Origin of the sequence: Streptomyces sp. ISL-10 (assembly GCF_018614575.1) — a bacterium.
GTDB lineage: Bacteria > Actinomycetota > Actinomycetes > Streptomycetales > Streptomycetaceae > Streptomyces.
In genome coordinates, this window is record NZ_JAGGOJ010000013.1 from 72,997 (window position 1) to 89,470 (window position 16,474).

Consider the following 16,474-nt stretch of genomic DNA (forward strand, 5'->3'; position numbering starts at 1 on the left):
GGTGGAAAAGAGTTTCCGAAAACTAAATGACCGCATTACCTGCTACCGGCAGGTAGGTGTCACCATCGGAGGGCGCTGCCGGGCCTCGGCCCCGCTGCCGCGCAGCATCGAAGCTAGGGAAAGCAGAGGAACCCGGTCATGGCAACGGCGCCCAGCGTCTCGTACTCGATGACGGTCCGGCTGGAGGTGCCCGCGAGCGGAACCGCGGTCTCCCAGCTCACCACGGCCGTGGAATCCTCCGGCGGCTCCGTGACCGGCCTGGACGTGACCGCCTCCGGCCACGAGAAGCTGCGGATCGACGTCACGATCGCCGCCACCTCCACCGCCCACGCCGACGAGATCGTCGAGGAACTGCGCAAGATCGAGGGTGTCGTCCTCGGCAAGGTCTCCGACCGTACGTTCCTGATGCACCTCGGCGGCAAGATCGAGATGGCGTCCAAGCATCCCATCCGCAACCGTGACGACCTCTCGATGATCTACACGCCCGGGGTGGCCCGCGTGTGCATGGCCATCGCGGAGAACCCCGAGGACGCCCGCCGCCTGACCATCAAGCGCAACTCCGTTGCGGTCGTGACCGACGGCTCCGCCGTCCTCGGCCTCGGCAACATCGGCCCCAAGGCCGCGCTGCCGGTGATGGAGGGCAAGGCGGCGCTGTTCAAGCGGTTCGCCGGCATCGACGCCTGGCCGATCTGCCTGGACACCCAGGACAGCGACGCGATCGTCGAGATCGTCAAGGCGATCGCCCCCGGCTTCGCCGGCATCAACCTGGAGGACATCTCCGCCCCCCGCTGCTTCGAGATCGAGGCTCGGCTGCGCGAGGCCCTGGACATCCCCGTCTTCCACGACGACCAGCACGGCACCGCCATCGTCGTCCTCGCCGCCCTGACCAACGCCCTGCGCGTGGTGGGCAAGTCCGTCGGCGACGTGCGGGTCGTCATGTCCGGTGCGGGCGCCGCCGGCACGGCCATCCTCAAACTGCTGATCGCGGCGGGCGTCAAGCACGCCGTCGTGGCCGACATCCACGGTGTCGTGCACGCGGGCCGCGAGGACCTGGTGGACGCCACGTCCGACTCCCCGCTGCGCTGGATCGCCGACAACACCAACCCCGAGGGCGTCACCGGCACCCTCAAGGAAGCGGTCGTCGGCGCCGACGTCTTCATCGGCGTCTCCGCCCCCAACCTGCTCGGCGCCCAGGACGTCGCGGCCATGGCCGACGGCGCCATCGTCTTCGCGCTCGCGAACCCCGACCCCGAGGTCGACCCCGCAATCGCCCGCCAGACAGCGGCAGTTGTGGCCACCGGCCGCTCCGACTTCCCCAACCAGATCAACAACGTCCTGGTCTTCCCCGGTGTGTTCCGCGGCCTGCTGGACGCCCAGTCCCACACCGTCAACACCGAGATGATGCTCGCCGCCGCCACCGCCCTCGCGGACGTCGTCACCGAGGACGAGCTCAACCCCAACTACATCATCCCGTCCGTCTTCAACGACAAGGTCGCCGGCGCCGTCGCAGGCGCCGTACGCGACGCGGCGAAAGCGGCGGTCGCGGCTGTGACGGGCCCCACGTCTGCCTGACATACGGCGCGTCGCGGGTCGCGGGGCCCCAAACCCCCCTTTAGGGTGGCGGACCATGAGCCCGCGGCCGCACTCCGGCCGCGGTCGGGCCGCTCCAATGAGTCTCAAGGGAGTCGACGGAACGTCACCACGACGAGGCGCTGGCGCTTTTCGTGTGACTCCGGAGGGTGCCGGATTGGCTTTCCCGCCGCTGGTGGGGGCAGGATGCTTCCTCGAGGACCTGCGTCCTGGGGGGACCCCCGCGGGCGCGGAGGGGTCTGACAGCAGACCCGGGTCCGGGGACTGTCCGAGGGCCCTGGCAGCATCGGCTTCGATCCACGCCTCACAGGCAAGAAGAACACGGGAGTAACGAAATGAACCGCAGTGAGCTGGTGGCCGCGCTGGCCGACCGCGCCGAGGTGACCCGCAAGGACGCCGACGCCGTTCTGGCCGCTCTCGCCGAGACCGTCGGCGAGGTCGTCGCCAAGGGCGACGAGAAGGTCACCATCCCCGGCTTCCTGACCTTCGAGCGCACCCACCGTGCCGCTCGCACCGCTCGTAACCCGCAGACCGGCGACCCGATCCAGATCCCGGCGGGCTACAGCGTCAAGGTCTCCGCGGGCTCGAAGCTCAAGGAAGCCGCCAAGGGCAAGTAAGACCTTCGGCAGCGTGAGGGCGGTCACCCGGCTCCGGGTGACCGCCCTTCTGCGCGCCTGCGGCCTGTCAGGCCGAGGCACGGGGGCGTTCTCCACCCGGCACCCCCGCCCAGGGCCCCCAGGCCGTAGGGGAGTTCGAGGCGGGGGGTTCCGGGGGCGAGCACCCGGGAAGCGGCCCCACGGCCCCCACGACGCCGACGGCCCCCGCGGGAACCCCGCGAGGGCCGTCGCTGCGTGACCGCGCGTCAGACGATCGGGCCGCCGGGCAGCTCCACCTTCGCCCCGAGCTTCTCCAGTTTCTCCATGAAGTTCTCGTAGCCGCGGTTGATCAGGTCGATTCCGTGCACCCGGCTCGTCCCCTGCGCGGCCAGCGCCGCGATCAGGTAGGAGAAACCGCCGCGCAGGTCCGGGATGACCAGGTCCGCGCCCTGGAGCTTCGTCGGGCCGGACACGACCGCCGAGTGGAGGAAGTTGCGCTGGCCGAAGCGGCAGTGGGAGCCGCCCAGGCACTCGCGGTACAGCTGGATGTGCGCGCCCATCTGGTTCAGCGCGGACGTGAAGCCGAGCCGGGACTCGTACACCGTCTCGTGGACGATCGACAGGCCGGTGGCCTGCGTCAGGGCCACGACCAGCGGCTGCTGCCAGTCGGTCTGGAAGCCCGGGTGGACGTCCGTCTCCAGCGCGATGGACTTCAGCCGCCCGCCCGGGTGCCAGAAGCGGATGCCCTCGTCGTCGATCTCGAAGGCGCCGCCGACCTTCCGGTACGTGTTCAGGAACGTCATCATCGAGCGCTGCTGAGCGCCGCGGACATAGATGTTGCCCTCGGTGGCCAGCGCCGCCGACGCCCAGGACGCCGCCTCCAGGCGGTCCGGGATCGGACGGTGGGTGTAGCCGCCGAGCTTGTCGACACCGGTGATCCGGATCGTCCGGTCCGTGTCCATGGAGATGATCGCGCCCATTTTCTGCAGGACGCAGATCAGGTCCTCGATCTCCGGCTCGACCGCCGCGTTGGTCAGCTCGGTGACACCCTCCGCCAGGACCGCGGTCAGCAGCACCTGCTCGGTCGAGCCGACCGACGGGTAGGGCAGACGGATCTTGGTGCCGCGCAGCCGCTGCGGGGCCTCCAGGTACTGGCCGTCCGCACGCTTCTCGATCGTCGCGCCGAACTGGCGCAGCACGTCGAAGTGGAAGTCGATCGGCCGGCCGCCGATGTCACAGCCGCCCAGCCCGGGGATGAACGCGTGGCCGAGCCGGTGCAGCAGCGGGCCGCAGAACAGGATCGGGATGCGCGACGAGCCGGCGTGGGCATCGATGTCGGCGACGTTCGCGCTCTCGACGTGCGTGGGGTCGAGGACCAGCTCGCCGGGCTCATCGCCGGGGCGGACCGTCACACCGTGCAGCTGGAGCAGTCCGCGGACGACTCTCACATCGCGGATGTCGGGCACATTGCGCAGCCGGCTCGGCTCGCTGCCGAGCAGGGCGGCGACCATCGCCTTGGGCACGAGGTTCTTCGCGCCGCGGACGCGGATCTCGCCCTCGAGCGGGGTTCCGCCGTGGACAAGCAGTACATCGTCTGTGCCGGTCATGAATCTCGCGTTCCGGAGAGGTCGGTCAGGGGGCCAGGGAAAAGGGTAAGGGGCCGAAGGCCCTGCCTTGTATGGGCGAGGGGCACCTTGGGACGTAATGAATTGGGTACAACACGCTCCGTTTGCCGCCTCTCGCGCACCGTCACCGGCTCTCCCGGACGTCATCGCCCGGGGTCCCTTCCCGCGCGGTGCACTCCTACCTGCGTCCCTCCCGTCCTCCTGCGGCCTCGGCGCGGCACTGTGCCCCCTCGGGCCCCGCGGAGGGCCCGGATGCGGGATCATGTGTCGCATGACCGAGGTGTCCTCGCTCACAGGGCGGCTGCTCGTCGCCACACCCGCCCTCGCGGACCCGAACTTCGACCGCGCGGTGGTCCTGCTGCTCGATCATGACGACGAAGGCTCCCTCGGCGTCGTCCTCAACAGACCCACGCCCGTCGGCGTCGGCGACGTCCTCGAGCCCTGGGCCGCTCTGGCCGGCGAGCCGGGCGTCGTCTTCCAGGGCGGACCCGTCTCGCTCGACGCGGCTCTCGGCGTCGCGGTGATCCCCGGCGACGAGGGTCCACTCGGCTGGCGGCGCGTCTACGGGGCGATCGGCCTGGTGGACCTGGAGGCGCCGCCCGAGCTGCTCGGCTCGGCGCTCGGTTCGCTGCGGATCTTCGCGGGGTACGCGGGCTGGGGCCCCGGCCAGCTGGAGACCGAGCTGCGGGAGGGGGCCTGGTACGTCGTGGAGTCGGAGCCGGGTGATGTCTCCTCACCCAGGCCGGAGAAGCTGTGGCGTGCGGTGCTGCGCCGCCAGCGCAACGAACTGGCCATGTTCGCGACGTATCCGGACGACCCGAGTCTCAATTGACCGGATCCGGATCGCCGCGCCGCGGGGGTCCTCGCTCCCGTACCGGCGCGCGCGTGGGTACCCTTGGAGCTCATGAGCACTCTTGAGCCCGAGCGCGGGACAGGCACCGGGACCCTGGTAGAGCCGACGCCGCAGGTGTCGCACGGCGACGGCGACCACGAGCGCTTCGCCCATTACGTCCAGAAGGACAAGATCATGGCGAGTGCTCTCGACGGCACTCCCGTGGTGGCACTGTGCGGAAAGGTCTGGGTGCCGGGGCGCGACCCGAAGAAGTACCCGGTCTGCCCGATGTGCAAGGAGATCTACGAGTCCATGGGCTCCGGTGGCGACAAGGGCAAGGACGGCGACAAGAAGTAGTCCGCCGCCGCTCGACGGCTCGGTCCCCGTACGGCCCCCGGGGCACGCGTTTCGCGTGCCCCGGGGGCCGTCTTCGTGCGTTCCGAGCCGTTTCGCGTAGTCCGTCGGCCGTCCCGGCGTTGCACGGTGTGCGGTCACTGGTCACAGAGTGGTTGAGACCACTTGTCGGGCCCGGCGGGCGCCTCTAGCCTCCTGCGTGTTGTGCAGTACGAAACGGTCGTTGCATATTGTGCAACGCGCGATGTGTAGGGGTTCCCGCATGAAGCTCATCGCCAAACTCGCCGCCCCCGTGGCGGCACTCGCTCTGGCGGGCCTCACCGCCACCGCCTGTGCCCCCCAGACCTCCGACACCGGCGCCAAGGGGGACGACAGGAGCGGCACCCTGTGGGTCTGGCTCTTCCGGGAGGTCAACAACAAGCCCAAGGAGAAGGTCGTCGACGCGGCGGTCGCCGCCTTCGAGAAGGCACACGGAGGCACCGAGGTGGAGGTCGAGTACATCCCCGTCGAGACCCGCGCCCAGCGCATCAAAGCCGCGTTCAACGATCCGGCGAGCGCCCCCGACGTGATCGAGTACGGCAACACCGACACCGCCGGCTACGTCAAGGACGGCGGACTCGCCGATGTGACCGCCGAGTTCGACGCCTGGGACGAGGCCGAGGACACCGATCCCACCGCCCGCGAGTCCGTCACCGTCGACGGGAAGGTCTACGGCGCGCCCCTCTTCGTCGGAGCACGCGCGCTCTACTACCGCACCGACGTCTTCAAGGAGCTCGGCCTCGAGCCGCCCAGGACCCAGGACGAGCTGATCGCCACCGCGAAGAAGATCCGCAAGCAGAAGCCCGCGCTGTACGGGCTCGCGGTCGGCGGCGCCTACACGTACGGCGCGATGCCCTTCATCTGGGCGGCCGGTGGCGAGATCGCCGAGGAGAACGGCGGCCACTACACGTCCGCGATCGACAGCGCCGCCGCCCGGAAGGGCATCAAGACCTACACGTCCCTCTTCGGCGACGACAACTGCCCCGCCGCCAAGTGCGCCTCCATGGGCGGCAACGCCACCGTCACCGCGTTCGCATCCGGCAAGGCGGCCATGGCCATCGGCGGCGACTTCAGCCACCAGGCCGTTCAGGCGGGCTCGGTCAAGGGCGCGTACGCCGTCGTGCCGCTGCCCGGCCTCAAGGCCGGCGAGATCGCCCCGGCCTTCGCCGGCGGCAACAACGTCGGTGTCCTCAGGAGCAGTTCCCACCGCACGCTGGCGGTGGACCTGATGAAGCGGTTCGCGGGCAAGGAGACCCAGGCGAAGCTGTTCGACGCGATGGGCTTCCTGCCGACCTACACCGATGTGCGTGCCGAGGCCGCGAAGAAGGAGCCGTTCGTCGAACCCTTCATCAAGACGCTCGGCGGCGGCGCCAAGTTCGTGCCGGCCTCCCCGGCCTGGGGCCAGATCGACGCCTCGCTCGTCCTGCCCACGATGTTCCAGGAGATCGTCAGCGGCAAGAAGGACGTGGCAGCCGCATCCGAGGACGCGGCGAAGAAGATGGACGCCGCCTTCGCGTCCGCGGGCTGACGCCGATGACGCACCGTGCGAACGGCACGGCCGCGAAGGCGGAGGCCCACAAGGTCCCGGCCGCTTCGGCCGCCGGGTCCACAGGGTCCGCCGCCGGGTCCGCCGGCGCGAGGGGTCCGGTCCGCTCCGGCGGGCACGGCGCCCCGGCACCCAGGACGGCCGGGGCCGCGGCGCCGGCCGGGCCGCGGGCCCGCCGGCCCCGGGGGCCGCACCGGCAGCGGCACGGCGGCCCGACCCCGTGGCTCTATCTCGCCCCCGCCCTGGCCGTGCTCGGCGCGCTGCTGGTCTACCCGATCTACCAGCTCGGCCTGATCTCCTTCCTCGAATACACCCAGGCCCAGGTCAGCGGCGGCGAACCGACCAGCTTCCAGGGACTCGGCAACTACCGCACGCTCCTAGCCGACAGCCAGTTCTGGCAGGTGCTGCTCGCGACCGTGCTCTTCGCCGCCGCCTGCGTCCTCGTCACGCTCGCCGTCGGCTGCGCGCTCGCGGTCCTGCTCACCCGCGTACGGGCACTGCCGCGACTGGCTCTGATGCTGGCCGCCCTCGGCGCCTGGGCCACCCCGGCGATCACCGGCTCCACCGTGTGGGTCTTCCTGTTCGACCCTGACTACGGCCCGGTGAACAGAGCGCTCGGGCTGGGCGACTTCTCGTGGACCTACGGCCGCTGGAGCGCCTTCTCGCTGGTCCTCTTCGAGGTCGTGTGGTGCTCGTTCCCGTTTGTGATGGTGACGGTGTACGCGGGCATCAGGGCGATCCCCGGGGAAGTGCTGGAGGCGGCCTCGCTGGACGGGGCGTCGCAGTGGCGCATCTGGCGTTCCGTCATGGCCCCGATGCTGCGGCCCGTCCTGGTCGTCGTCACCATTCAGTCGATCATCTGGGACTTCAAGGTCTTCACGCAGATCTATGTGATGACGAACGGCGGAGGCATCGCCGGACAGAACCTCGTGCTCAATGTGTACGCCTATCAGAAGGCGTTCGCCGCCTCCCAGTACAGCCTGGGATCGGCGATCGGCGTGGTCATGCTGCTGATTCTGCTCGTGGTCACGCTCGTGTACCTGCGGCTGCTGAGACGCCAGGGAGAAGAGATATGAGCCTCGCCCGCCTGCCCCTGCCCCTGTCCCTGCGCGTGCGGCGTCCCGGACGGCTCGCCGCCGAGGCGGCGGCGCTGGTCATCGCACTCGTCGTCGCCTTCCCGCTGTACTGGATGGTTCTGTCCGCCTTCAAACCGGCCGGTGAGATCCAGTCCACCGAAGCGCGCCCCTGGACGCTCGCGCCCTCGCTGGACTCCTTCCGCCGCGTCTTCGAACAGCAGGAATTCGGCCGCTTTTTCGTCAACAGTCTCGTCGTGGCAGGGTCGGTCGTCGTCGCCTCGGCGCTGATCGCGTTCCTGGCAGCCACGGCGGTCACCCGGTTCCGCTTCCGCTTCCGGACGACGCTGCTCGTCATGTTCCTCGTCGCGCAGATGGTGCCGATCGAGGCGCTGACCATTCCGCTGTTCTTCCTGATGCGGGACTTCGGCCAGTTGAACACCCTCGGCTCGCTGATCCTGCCGCACATCGCCTTCTCGCTGCCGTTCGCGATCTGGATGCTGCGCGGCTTCGTCAAGGCGGTGCCCGAGGCCCTGGAGGAGGCCGCGTACCTCGACGGCGCGAGCCGCGGGCGGTTCCTGTGGCAGATCCTCCTTCCGCTGGTCTTCCCCGGGCTGGTGGCGACGAGCGTGTTCTCGTTCATCTCCACCTGGAACGATTTCCTCTTCGCCAAGTCGTTCATCATCAGCGACACTTCGCAGTCGACGCTGCCGATGGCGCTGCTGGTCTTCTTCAAGCCGGACGAGAACGACTGGGGCGGGATCATGGCCGCGTCCACGGTGATGACCGTGCCGGTGCTCCTCTTCTTCGTCCTCGTACAGCGACGCCTGGTCTCCGGTCTGGGAGGCGCGGTGAAGGACTGACACCGACCCACCGGGGCGCCCGCCCCCGCGGACGGATTCCGCAACAGACTCCGCAGAGACAACTGGGCAGACACAAACGGAAGGCTGACCCGATGGATGTCATCCCCGCCCCGCGCAGCGGCAGCACGATCGAGTCACTCGACGCGTTCGTCCTCGACGAGACCACCGTCGTCGACGCAGGCCCCGGCACCGAGGGCGCCGCCCGCTTCCTTTGGGCGGACCTGGGCGCGGCGACCGGATTGCCCCTGCCGCCCGGCTCCGGCGCCGACGGCGAGACCATCCGGCTGCGCATCGATCCCGCCGATGCCGGACACCTCGGACCCGAGGGCTACAAGCTGTACGCAAGCGTCGACGGCATCGCCGTCCACGGTGGCGGCGCCGCGGGCGTCTTCTGGGGCGTGCAGACGCTTCGTCAACTCCTCGGCCCGGCTGCCTACCGCCGGGCACCCGTGCGGCGGGATACCCGCTGGGTGGTGGCGGACACCTTCATCGAGGACGCACCCCGATTCGCCTGGCGCGGCCTCATGCTCGACGTCTCACGGCACTTCATGCCCAAGGACGACGTCCTGCGCCGGCTCGACCTGCTCGCCGCCCACAAGCTCAACGTCCTGCACCTCCACCTCACCGACGACCAGGGCTGGCGCATCGAGATCGAACGCCACCCGAGGCTCACCGAGGTCGGCGCATGGCGCTCCCGCACCAAGCACGGGCACCGCGCCTCCCCGCTGTGGGACGACACCCCGCACGGCGGTTACTACACGCACGACGACATCCGCGAGATCGTCGCCTACGCCACCGAGCGGCACATCACCGTCGTCCCCGAGATCGACATCCCCGGGCACTCGCAGGCGGCCATCGCCGCATATCCCGAACTGGGCAACACCGACGTCGTCGACACCACGTCCCTGACGGTCTGGGACAACTGGGGCGTGAGCCCCAACGTACTCGCCCCCACCGACAGCACCCTCCGCTTCTATGAGGGCGTCCTGGAGGAGGTTCTCGACCTGTTCCCGTCCGAGTTCGTCCACATCGGCGGCGACGAGTGCCCCAAGGACCAGTGGAAGAAGTCACGGGCCGCACAGGCCCGTATCGAGGAGCTGGGGCTGGCCGGCGAGGACGAGCTCCAGTCCTGGTTCATCCGGCACTTCGACCGGTGGCTCGCCGACCGCGGCCGCCGCCTCATCGGCTGGGACGAGATCCTCGGGGGCGGACTCGCCCCCGGCGCCGCCGTGTCCTCCTGGCGCGGCTACCAGGGTGGCATCGCCGCCGCCGAGGCCGGGCACGACGTCGTCATGTGCCCCCAGCAGCAGGTGTATCTGGACCACCGTCAGGCCGCCGGTGACGACGAGCCGATGCCCATCGGATACGTCCGGACCCTGGAGGACGTCTACCGGTTCGAGCCCGTGCCGCCCTCGCTCGGCCCCGAGGCGGCCGCACGTGTGCTCGGCACGCAGGCCAACGTCTGGACCGAGGTCATGCAGGACCGCTCCCGCGTCGACTACCAGCTCTTCCCGCGGCTCGCCGCCTTCGCCGAGGTCGCCTGGTCCGCCCTGCCGGCCCCCGCAGAAAGGGATTTCGCCGGATTCGAGCGGCGCATGGCGACCCACTACGCGCGCCTCGACGCGCTCGGTGTCGACTACCGGCCGCCCGGCGGCCCGCGGCCCTGGCAGCGCCGCCCGGGCGTCCTCGGACGCCCGATCGAGGGGACGCCCCCGAACGTGTGAGCCGGTTCCCGGCGCGCCCTGTCAGGCGTCGGTCCCCGGGGCGGCGTCCTTCGTCCCGGGGCGTGCCCGGTCCGCGGGACTCCCACCCCGGGCTCCCGTCCCGGTCAGGGCGGTGGTCCCGGGACCCGGGCACCCACGCTCGTCGCGGCCGGACGACCGCCCGCGAAACCGGACCATCGTGCACGGAAGCGGACTTACGGGTCGGACGCACCCTTCGCGGACCCTCGCGACGGTCGGCTCGGAAGATGTGCCAGAGTTGCCACGTCCGGCCTGGGAGCACGTACGGTACGGCACACAGGCGGGACAGCCGGGACACCGGGAAGGGGCACTGGGTGACCACGCACGCACCGCAGACGGCGCAGTCGGTGACGCTGCCGGGCTCGCTCGACGAGGCCGTGGCGGCTCTCACCGCCATGCCTGCCGCCGTGCCCGTCGCCGGGGGCACGGACCTCATGGCCGCCGTCAACAGGGGACAGCTCCGCCCCGCCGGGCTCGTCGGACTCGGCCGCATCAGCGAGATCCGCGGCTGGCGCTACCAGGACGGTCACGCGCTGCTCGGCGCCGGACTCACCCACGCCAGGATGGGACGGCCCGACTTCGCGGCCCTCATCCCAGCCCTCGCGGCCTCCGCACGCGCGGCGGGCCCGCCCCAGATCCGTAACGCGGGCACGCTCGGCGGCAACATCGTCACCGCCGCGCCCACCGGCGACACCCTGCCCGTGCTGGCCGCGCTGGAGGCGGACCTGGTCGTGGCGGGCCCCGACGGCGCTCGCCGCGAGATCCCGGTCTCCCACCTGCTCGCCGGCCGGGAGATGCTCGGCCCCGCCGAACTCATCGGCTTCGTACGGGTGCCCCTCCTGCACGCCCCGCAGGTGTACCTCAAGGCCACCGGGCGCACCGGCCCCGGCCGCGCCACCGTCTCCGTCGCCGTCGTACTCGACCCGGCGCGGCGGGGCGTGCGCTGTGCGGTCGGCGCGATCGCGCCAATGCCGCTGCGCCCCCTGGAGGCGGAGCGCTGGATCGCGTCGCTGATCGACTGGGACGGCGAGCGGGGACTCGCGGGCGAGGCGCTGACGGCCTTCGGCGAGTACGTGGCAGCCGCGTGCATCCCGGACCCGGCCCCGGCGGCGCCGGGCGAGGAGCAGCAGGTGCTGCCGCCTGCCGTACTGCATTTGCGGCGCACGGTCGCCGCGCTGGCCCGACGGGCACTGGGGAGGGCGCTGTCGTGAGCAACGAGGACCACCAGCAGGGGCGTTTCCCGGAGCCGTCGGACCCGCGGGACCACGAGGGCCGCACCGGCGGCGGCCAGGAGCGCCTGGACCTGCCGGACGCCTTCGTGCAGGACGGGCCGCACGAGTACCCGCAGAGCAGGGTGCAGGGGTACGCCGAGGGGGCGCAGGACTACCAGGGCTACCAGGACCCTCAGGGCTACCAGGACCACGGCCAGGACCACGGCCAGGGCTTCCCGGGCGAGTACGGCGGCTGGCAGCCGACGGCCCCGGGCTCCGACTACGACGGCGAGGCGACGGGTTTCTTCCAGCTGCCGCCCGACGGTTCACTGGACGCCGCCCCTCTGGAGGCTCCCGGACACGGCTACGTACCGCCGATGATCATGCCGCTGACACCGCTCGCCCCCGAGGCGGGCACCGACCCGGCGGTGCCGGGCGGTTGGGCGGCGCAGCAGCAGCCGCAGACCGCCGACCCGGGGACCGAGCCGTCCGCCGCCGTGCCCGAGCCCGTGCAGTGGCCGGAGGCGGGCGCGCAGCAGCACGCCGATCCCCAGGCGACCGGGCAGTGGACGTATCCCGAGGAGCACGCCCCTGTACCCGCGCAGGCCACCGGTCACGAGATGACCGGACAGTGGTCGATCCCGATCGCCGAAGGTGATCTTCCGGAGGAGTCGGGCGAGTTCCTGCGCTCCGCTCCGCCGGCGGCCGAGACGCCCTGGGCCGCCGGTGAGCCCCCGGCGACGCTTCCCGGCGGTGCGCCGGCCCCCTGGGCGACGCTGCCCGGCGGCGCGCCCGCGCCATGGGCCGAGCCGGTGGCCGAGGAGCCGGACACGACGCCCGCCGAGGCGCCCGAGACCGCGCCCCAGGCCGTGCAGGAGCCTGCCGAGGAACCCGCGGAGCCGGTTGACGCCGTCGCGGACGCCGCGAGCCCGGAGTCCGCTCACGAGCGGGAGCCCATGCCGGAGCCCGCTCAGGAGCCGGAGGTCCCGGAGAGCCAGGAGGCCTCGGGAGCCCCTCAGCCCTCCGCGGAAACGCCGGGCACCGACGCCACCGGCACCGCCGGCACCGCCGACCTCAGCGGAACACCCGGCGCCGACCCGCTCCCGCCCAACGACGAGCACCCGCCCACCTCGTACGTCCTGCGGGTCAACGGCACCGACCGCCCGGTCACCGACGCCTGGATAGGCGAGTCCCTCCTGTACGTCCTGCGCGAGCGCCTCGGCCTCGCCGGCGCCAAGGACGGCTGCTCCCAGGGCGAATGCGGCGCCTGCAACGTCCAGGTGGACGGCAGGCTCGTCGCGTCCTGCCTCGTTCCCGCGGCGACGGCCGCAGGCTCGGAGGTCCGTACGGTCGAAGGGCTCGCCGGCGACGGCGAACCGTCCGACGTGCAGCGGGCGCTGGCCAACTGCGGCGCCGTCCAGTGCGGCTTCTGCATCCCCGGCATGGCCATGACCGTGCACGACCTCCTGGAGGGCAACCACGCCCCCACCGACCTGGAGACCCGCCAGGCCCTGTGCGGCAACCTGTGCCGCTGCTCGGGCTACCGGGGCGTGCTCCGGGCCGTACGCGAAGTCGTCGCCGAACGCGCGGCGAGCGCCGCCACGGCGGCCGAGGAGGCGCACTCGGAGGCGTACGAGGAGCCGTACCGGGAAGCGCAGGAAGCCCGCATCCCGCACCAGGCGCCCCCCGGCGCCGGTAGGGTGCAGGCCCACCCGCACGACGGAGGCATGGCGTGAGCAACGACGCGGCCACCACGACGACTTCCCAGGCCGTCGACGCCCCCCGGACGGAGCCGCCGGCGCACGGCCTCGGCGCCTCCCTCCCCGCTTCGGACAGCCGCGCCAAGACGGAGGGCACGTTCCCCTACGCCTCCGACCTGTGGGCCGAGGGCCTGCTGTGGGGAGCGCTGCTGCGCTCACCGCACCCGCACGCGCGCATCGTCTCCATCGACACATCCGCCGCGCGCGACATGCCCGGCGTACGAGCGGTGATCACCCACGAGGACATCCCGGGTGACGCGGCGTACGGCAGGCGCATCGCCGACAGGCCGGTGTTCGCGTCCGAGATCGTCCGCCACCACGGCGAGGCGATCGCCGCCGTGGCCGCCGACCACCCGGACACCGCACGCCTCGCCGCGGCGGCGATCACCGTCGAGTACGAACTCCTCGACCCGGTGACCGACCCGGAGAAGGCGTTCGCCGCCGAACCGCTGCACCCCGACGGCAATCTGATCCGCCACATCCCGCTGCGCTACGGCGACCCGGACGTGACCGGCGAGGTGATCGTCGAAGGTCTGTACCGCATCGGCCGCCAGGACCCGGCGCCGATCGGTGCCGAGGCGGGGCTCGCCGTACCGCGTCCCGACGGCGGCGTCGAGCTGTACATGGCCTCCACCGACCCGCACATCGACCGCGCGCTCGCCGCCGCCTGCTTCGGCCTGGAGCAGGAACGGGTCAAAGTCGTCGTCACCGGCGTCCCCGGCGCGACGGGCGACCGCGAGGACCCCGGCTTCCAGCTCTCTCTCGGCCTGTTGGCGCTGCGGACCGGCTGCCCGGTCAAACTCACCGCCACCCGCGAGGAGTCCTTCCTCGGCCACGCCCACCGCCACCCGACGCTGCTGCGCTACCGCCACCACGCGGACGCCGAGGGCCACTTGGTCAAGGTCGAGGCCCAACTCCTGCTGGACGCAGGTGCCTACGCCGACGCCTCCTCCGAATCCCTGGCCGCGGCAGTCGCCTTCGCCTGCGGTCCCTACGTCGTCCCGCACGCCTTCATCGAGGGCTGGGCGGTGCGCACCAACAACCCGCCGTCGGGCCATGTTCGCGGCGAGGGAGCGATGCAGGTCTGCGCGGCGTACGAGGCGCAGATGGACAAGCTCGCGGCCAAACTGGGCCTCGATCAGACCGAGATCCGCCTGCGCAACGTGCTGGCCACCGGCGACATCCTCCCCACCGGCCAGACGGTCACCTGCCCGGCACCGGTCGCCGAACTGCTCCAGGCCGTACGGGACTTCCCGCTGCCTTCCCTGCCCAAGGACACCCCCGAGGACGACTGGCTCCTCCCGGGCGGCCCGGAAGGCGCCGGCGAACCGGGCGCGGTGCGCCGGGGCGTCGGCTACGCGCTCGGCATGGTGCACATGCTCGGCGCGGAGGGTGCGGACGAGGTCTCCACGGCGACGGTCAAGGTCCACGACGGCATCGCGACAGTCATCTGCGCGGCGGTGGAGACCGGTTCCGGTTTCTCCACCCTGGCCCGCCAGATCGTGCAGGAGACACTGGGCATCGAAGAGGTCCACGTGGCCGCGGTCGACACGGACCAGCCCCCGGCGGGCCCGGCGGCGCACGGCCGCCACACCTGGGTCTCGGGCGGCGCGGTCGAGCGCGCGGCCAAGATGGTCCGCACCCAGCTCCTGCAGCCGCTGGCGCACAAGTTCGGCATGTCAACGGAGCTGCTCCAGATCACGGACGGCAAGATCACGTCGTATGACGGCGTGCTGTCGACGACGGTCACGGAGGCGATGGACGGCAAGGAACTGTGGGCCACGGCCCAGTGCCGCCCCCACCCGACCGAGCCGCTGGACGAGTACGGCCAGGGCGACGCCTTCGTGGGCCTGGCGTTCTGCGCGATCCGCGCGGTGGTCGACGTCGACATCGAACTCGGCTCGATCCGCGTGGTCGAGATGGCCGTGGCCCAGGACGTGGGCCGCGTCCTCAACCCGGCCCAACTGGAGACCCGGATCGAGGCGGGCGTCACCCAGGGCATCGGCGCGGCCCTCACGGAGAACCTCCGCACGGCCCGCGGCGTGATCCGCCACCCGGACCTCACAGGGTACGCACTCCCGACATCCCTGGACGCGCCGGACATTCGGATCGTGAAACTGGTCGAGGAACGCGACGTGGTGGCCCCCTTCGGCGCGAAGTCGGCGAGCGCGGTTCCGGTGGTCACATCCCCGGCGGCAGTGGCCTCGGCGGTCCGCGCGGCCACAGGCCGCCCGATCAACAGGCTCCCGATCCGGCCGCAGGCGGCAGTGGCCGCCCTCAACTCGTAATGGCGTGACGCACATGGAGGGTGCCCACTTTTGTGGGCCCGTGCGCGGGGTGCGCATTGCGTGGGGATCTCTGTCGTGATCGCGACCATCCAACTGAGGCGGATGAGTAAAAGGGCGGCACCCCTCCTGGGGTGCCGCCCTTTCGTTTCGCCTCGTCAAGGCGTCCAGAGGCCGTGACCGGATTCGAACCGGCGTAACTCGCTTTGCAGGTTTGTATTGGCTGGTCAGGGCTTGATCCGGGGTCATTCAACCCACGCACCGATGATCAACGGTGGCCGCACCCTTGCCCGAACAGGCCCCCCACCAGCAAGATCACAATCTATCGCCGGGGCTCGGCCTCCATTCCGCTTCGAGGATGCTGAACACCTCGGAGTCCCGCCAGCCGTCCCGGATCAACGCGGTGTGCCGATGCCGCCCCTCGTACGTCATGCCGAGCTTGCCCAGCAACCGAGACGACGCGAGATTGCGGGGGTCACAGGTCGCGTAGATCCGGTGGAGTCCCAATTCCCCGAACCCGCGCGACAGAAGCTCTTGTCCGATCGCCGTGCCCACGCCACGCCCCCAGGCCCTCGGGTGCACGATGTAGGCGATTTCGCCCTGACGATGGCGACGGCTACGAATGTGCAGCTCACCCATGCCGACGAGTTCGTTCTCGAAGCGAGCAATGTAGACGAATCTCTGCTGATGGGCGTGCGACCAGGCTTCGACGGCGGTTTGGACGAACGCGCGCGTCTGGTCCTCGGTGTTCGGCCCCCAAGGCTGGTAGCGAGAAGCCTCCTCAATGCTGGCCCAGGAGTGCACTGCTTGCCAGTCGTTGAGCGCGAGCTTGCGCAAAGTCACCATGGATTGGCTCACAAGCGGATCTTGCCAGGTTCGTAGGGGCACGAGCCCCGGACTTCGGTAGCCCGCCACCGCCGTGAGACCGAGCCGACTGAGACGGACGAGCAGCAGGGCG

General features: G+C 71.1%; 13 protein-coding genes. 11 read left to right on the forward strand and 2 right to left on the reverse strand.

Features of this window, described 5'->3' with window-relative positions:
• Positions 1-138 precede the first annotated feature (138 nt).
• Both J7E88_RS16920 and J7E88_RS16925 read left to right on the forward strand, forming a co-directional pair.
• Entirely contained in the window at positions 139-1,572 is a 1,434-nt protein-coding gene (locus tag J7E88_RS16920) for an NAD-dependent malic enzyme (RefSeq protein ID WP_215181843.1), read from the forward strand.
• Positions 1,573-1,925: 353 nt separating this feature from the next.
• A complete protein-coding gene (locus J7E88_RS16925) occupies positions 1,926-2,207 on the forward strand; it encodes an HU family DNA-binding protein (protein ID WP_004571953.1) in 282 nt (93 codons plus the stop codon).
• 245 nt (positions 2,208-2,452) lie between these two features.
• On the opposite strand, the gene murA is transcribed toward J7E88_RS16925, so the two are convergent.
• Positions 2,453-3,793, reverse strand: coding sequence for a UDP-N-acetylglucosamine 1-carboxyvinyltransferase (gene murA / locus J7E88_RS16930; RefSeq protein ID WP_215181845.1), 1,341 nt, complete (start codon positions 3,791-3,793; stop codon positions 2,453-2,455).
• A gap of 289 nt (positions 3,794-4,082) precedes the next feature.
• Between murA and J7E88_RS16935 the strand changes: the two genes are divergently transcribed.
• The 9 genes from J7E88_RS16935 to J7E88_RS16975 all read left to right on the forward strand — a co-directional run bounded on the left by J7E88_RS16935 (position 4,083) and on the right by J7E88_RS16975 (position 15,519).
• Positions 4,083-4,643, forward strand: coding sequence for a YqgE/AlgH family protein (locus J7E88_RS16935; RefSeq protein ID WP_215181847.1), 561 nt, complete (start codon positions 4,083-4,085; stop codon positions 4,641-4,643).
• 72 nt (positions 4,644-4,715) lie between these two features.
• Positions 4,716-5,000 (forward strand): DUF3039 domain-containing protein, encoded by a 285-nt coding sequence (locus tag J7E88_RS16940; RefSeq protein WP_215181849.1) that lies wholly within the window; start codon positions 4,716-4,718, stop codon positions 4,998-5,000.
• A 259-nt stretch (positions 5,001-5,259) separates the two neighbouring features.
• Positions 5,260-6,564 (forward strand): extracellular solute-binding protein, encoded by a 1,305-nt coding sequence (locus J7E88_RS16945; protein WP_215181851.1) that lies wholly within the window; start codon positions 5,260-5,262, stop codon positions 6,562-6,564.
• A gap of 5 nt (positions 6,565-6,569) precedes the next feature.
• The gene (locus tag J7E88_RS16950) at positions 6,570-7,658 is read left to right on the forward strand and encodes a carbohydrate ABC transporter permease (protein WP_251022758.1); all 1,089 of its coding nucleotides are present in this window, start codon (positions 6,570-6,572) and stop codon (positions 7,656-7,658) included.
• Entirely contained in the window at positions 7,655-8,518 is an 864-nt protein-coding gene (locus J7E88_RS16955; protein ID WP_215181853.1) for a carbohydrate ABC transporter permease, read from the forward strand. The genes J7E88_RS16950 and J7E88_RS16955 overlap by 4 nt, the downstream gene beginning before the upstream one ends.
• A gap of 92 nt (positions 8,519-8,610) precedes the next feature.
• Complete coding sequence (locus tag J7E88_RS16960; RefSeq protein ID WP_215181855.1) at positions 8,611-10,242, forward strand: beta-N-acetylhexosaminidase; 1,632 nt, start codon at positions 8,611-8,613, stop codon at positions 10,240-10,242.
• A 332-nt stretch (positions 10,243-10,574) separates the two neighbouring features.
• Complete coding sequence (locus tag J7E88_RS16965) at positions 10,575-11,471, forward strand: xanthine dehydrogenase family protein subunit M (RefSeq protein ID WP_215181857.1); 897 nt, start codon at positions 10,575-10,577, stop codon at positions 11,469-11,471.
• A complete protein-coding gene (locus tag J7E88_RS16970; RefSeq protein WP_308307519.1) occupies positions 11,468-13,207 on the forward strand; it encodes a 2Fe-2S iron-sulfur cluster-binding protein in 1,740 nt (579 codons plus the stop codon). Before J7E88_RS16965 ends, J7E88_RS16970 begins: the two co-directional genes overlap by 4 nt.
• Positions 13,204-15,519 (forward strand): xanthine dehydrogenase family protein molybdopterin-binding subunit, encoded by a 2,316-nt coding sequence (locus J7E88_RS16975; protein WP_215181859.1) that lies wholly within the window; start codon positions 13,204-13,206, stop codon positions 15,517-15,519. The genes J7E88_RS16970 and J7E88_RS16975 overlap by 4 nt, the downstream gene beginning before the upstream one ends.
• Before the next feature lie 312 nt (positions 15,520-15,831).
• Here the strand turns inward: J7E88_RS16975 and J7E88_RS16980 are convergent, their stop codons facing one another.
• Positions 15,832-16,374 carry a GNAT family protein gene (locus tag J7E88_RS16980; protein ID WP_308307520.1) on the reverse strand — a complete coding sequence of 181 codons (543 nt, stop codon included), beginning with the start codon at positions 16,372-16,374 and terminating at the stop codon, positions 15,832-15,834.
• Positions 16,375-16,474: the final 100 nt, after the last annotated feature.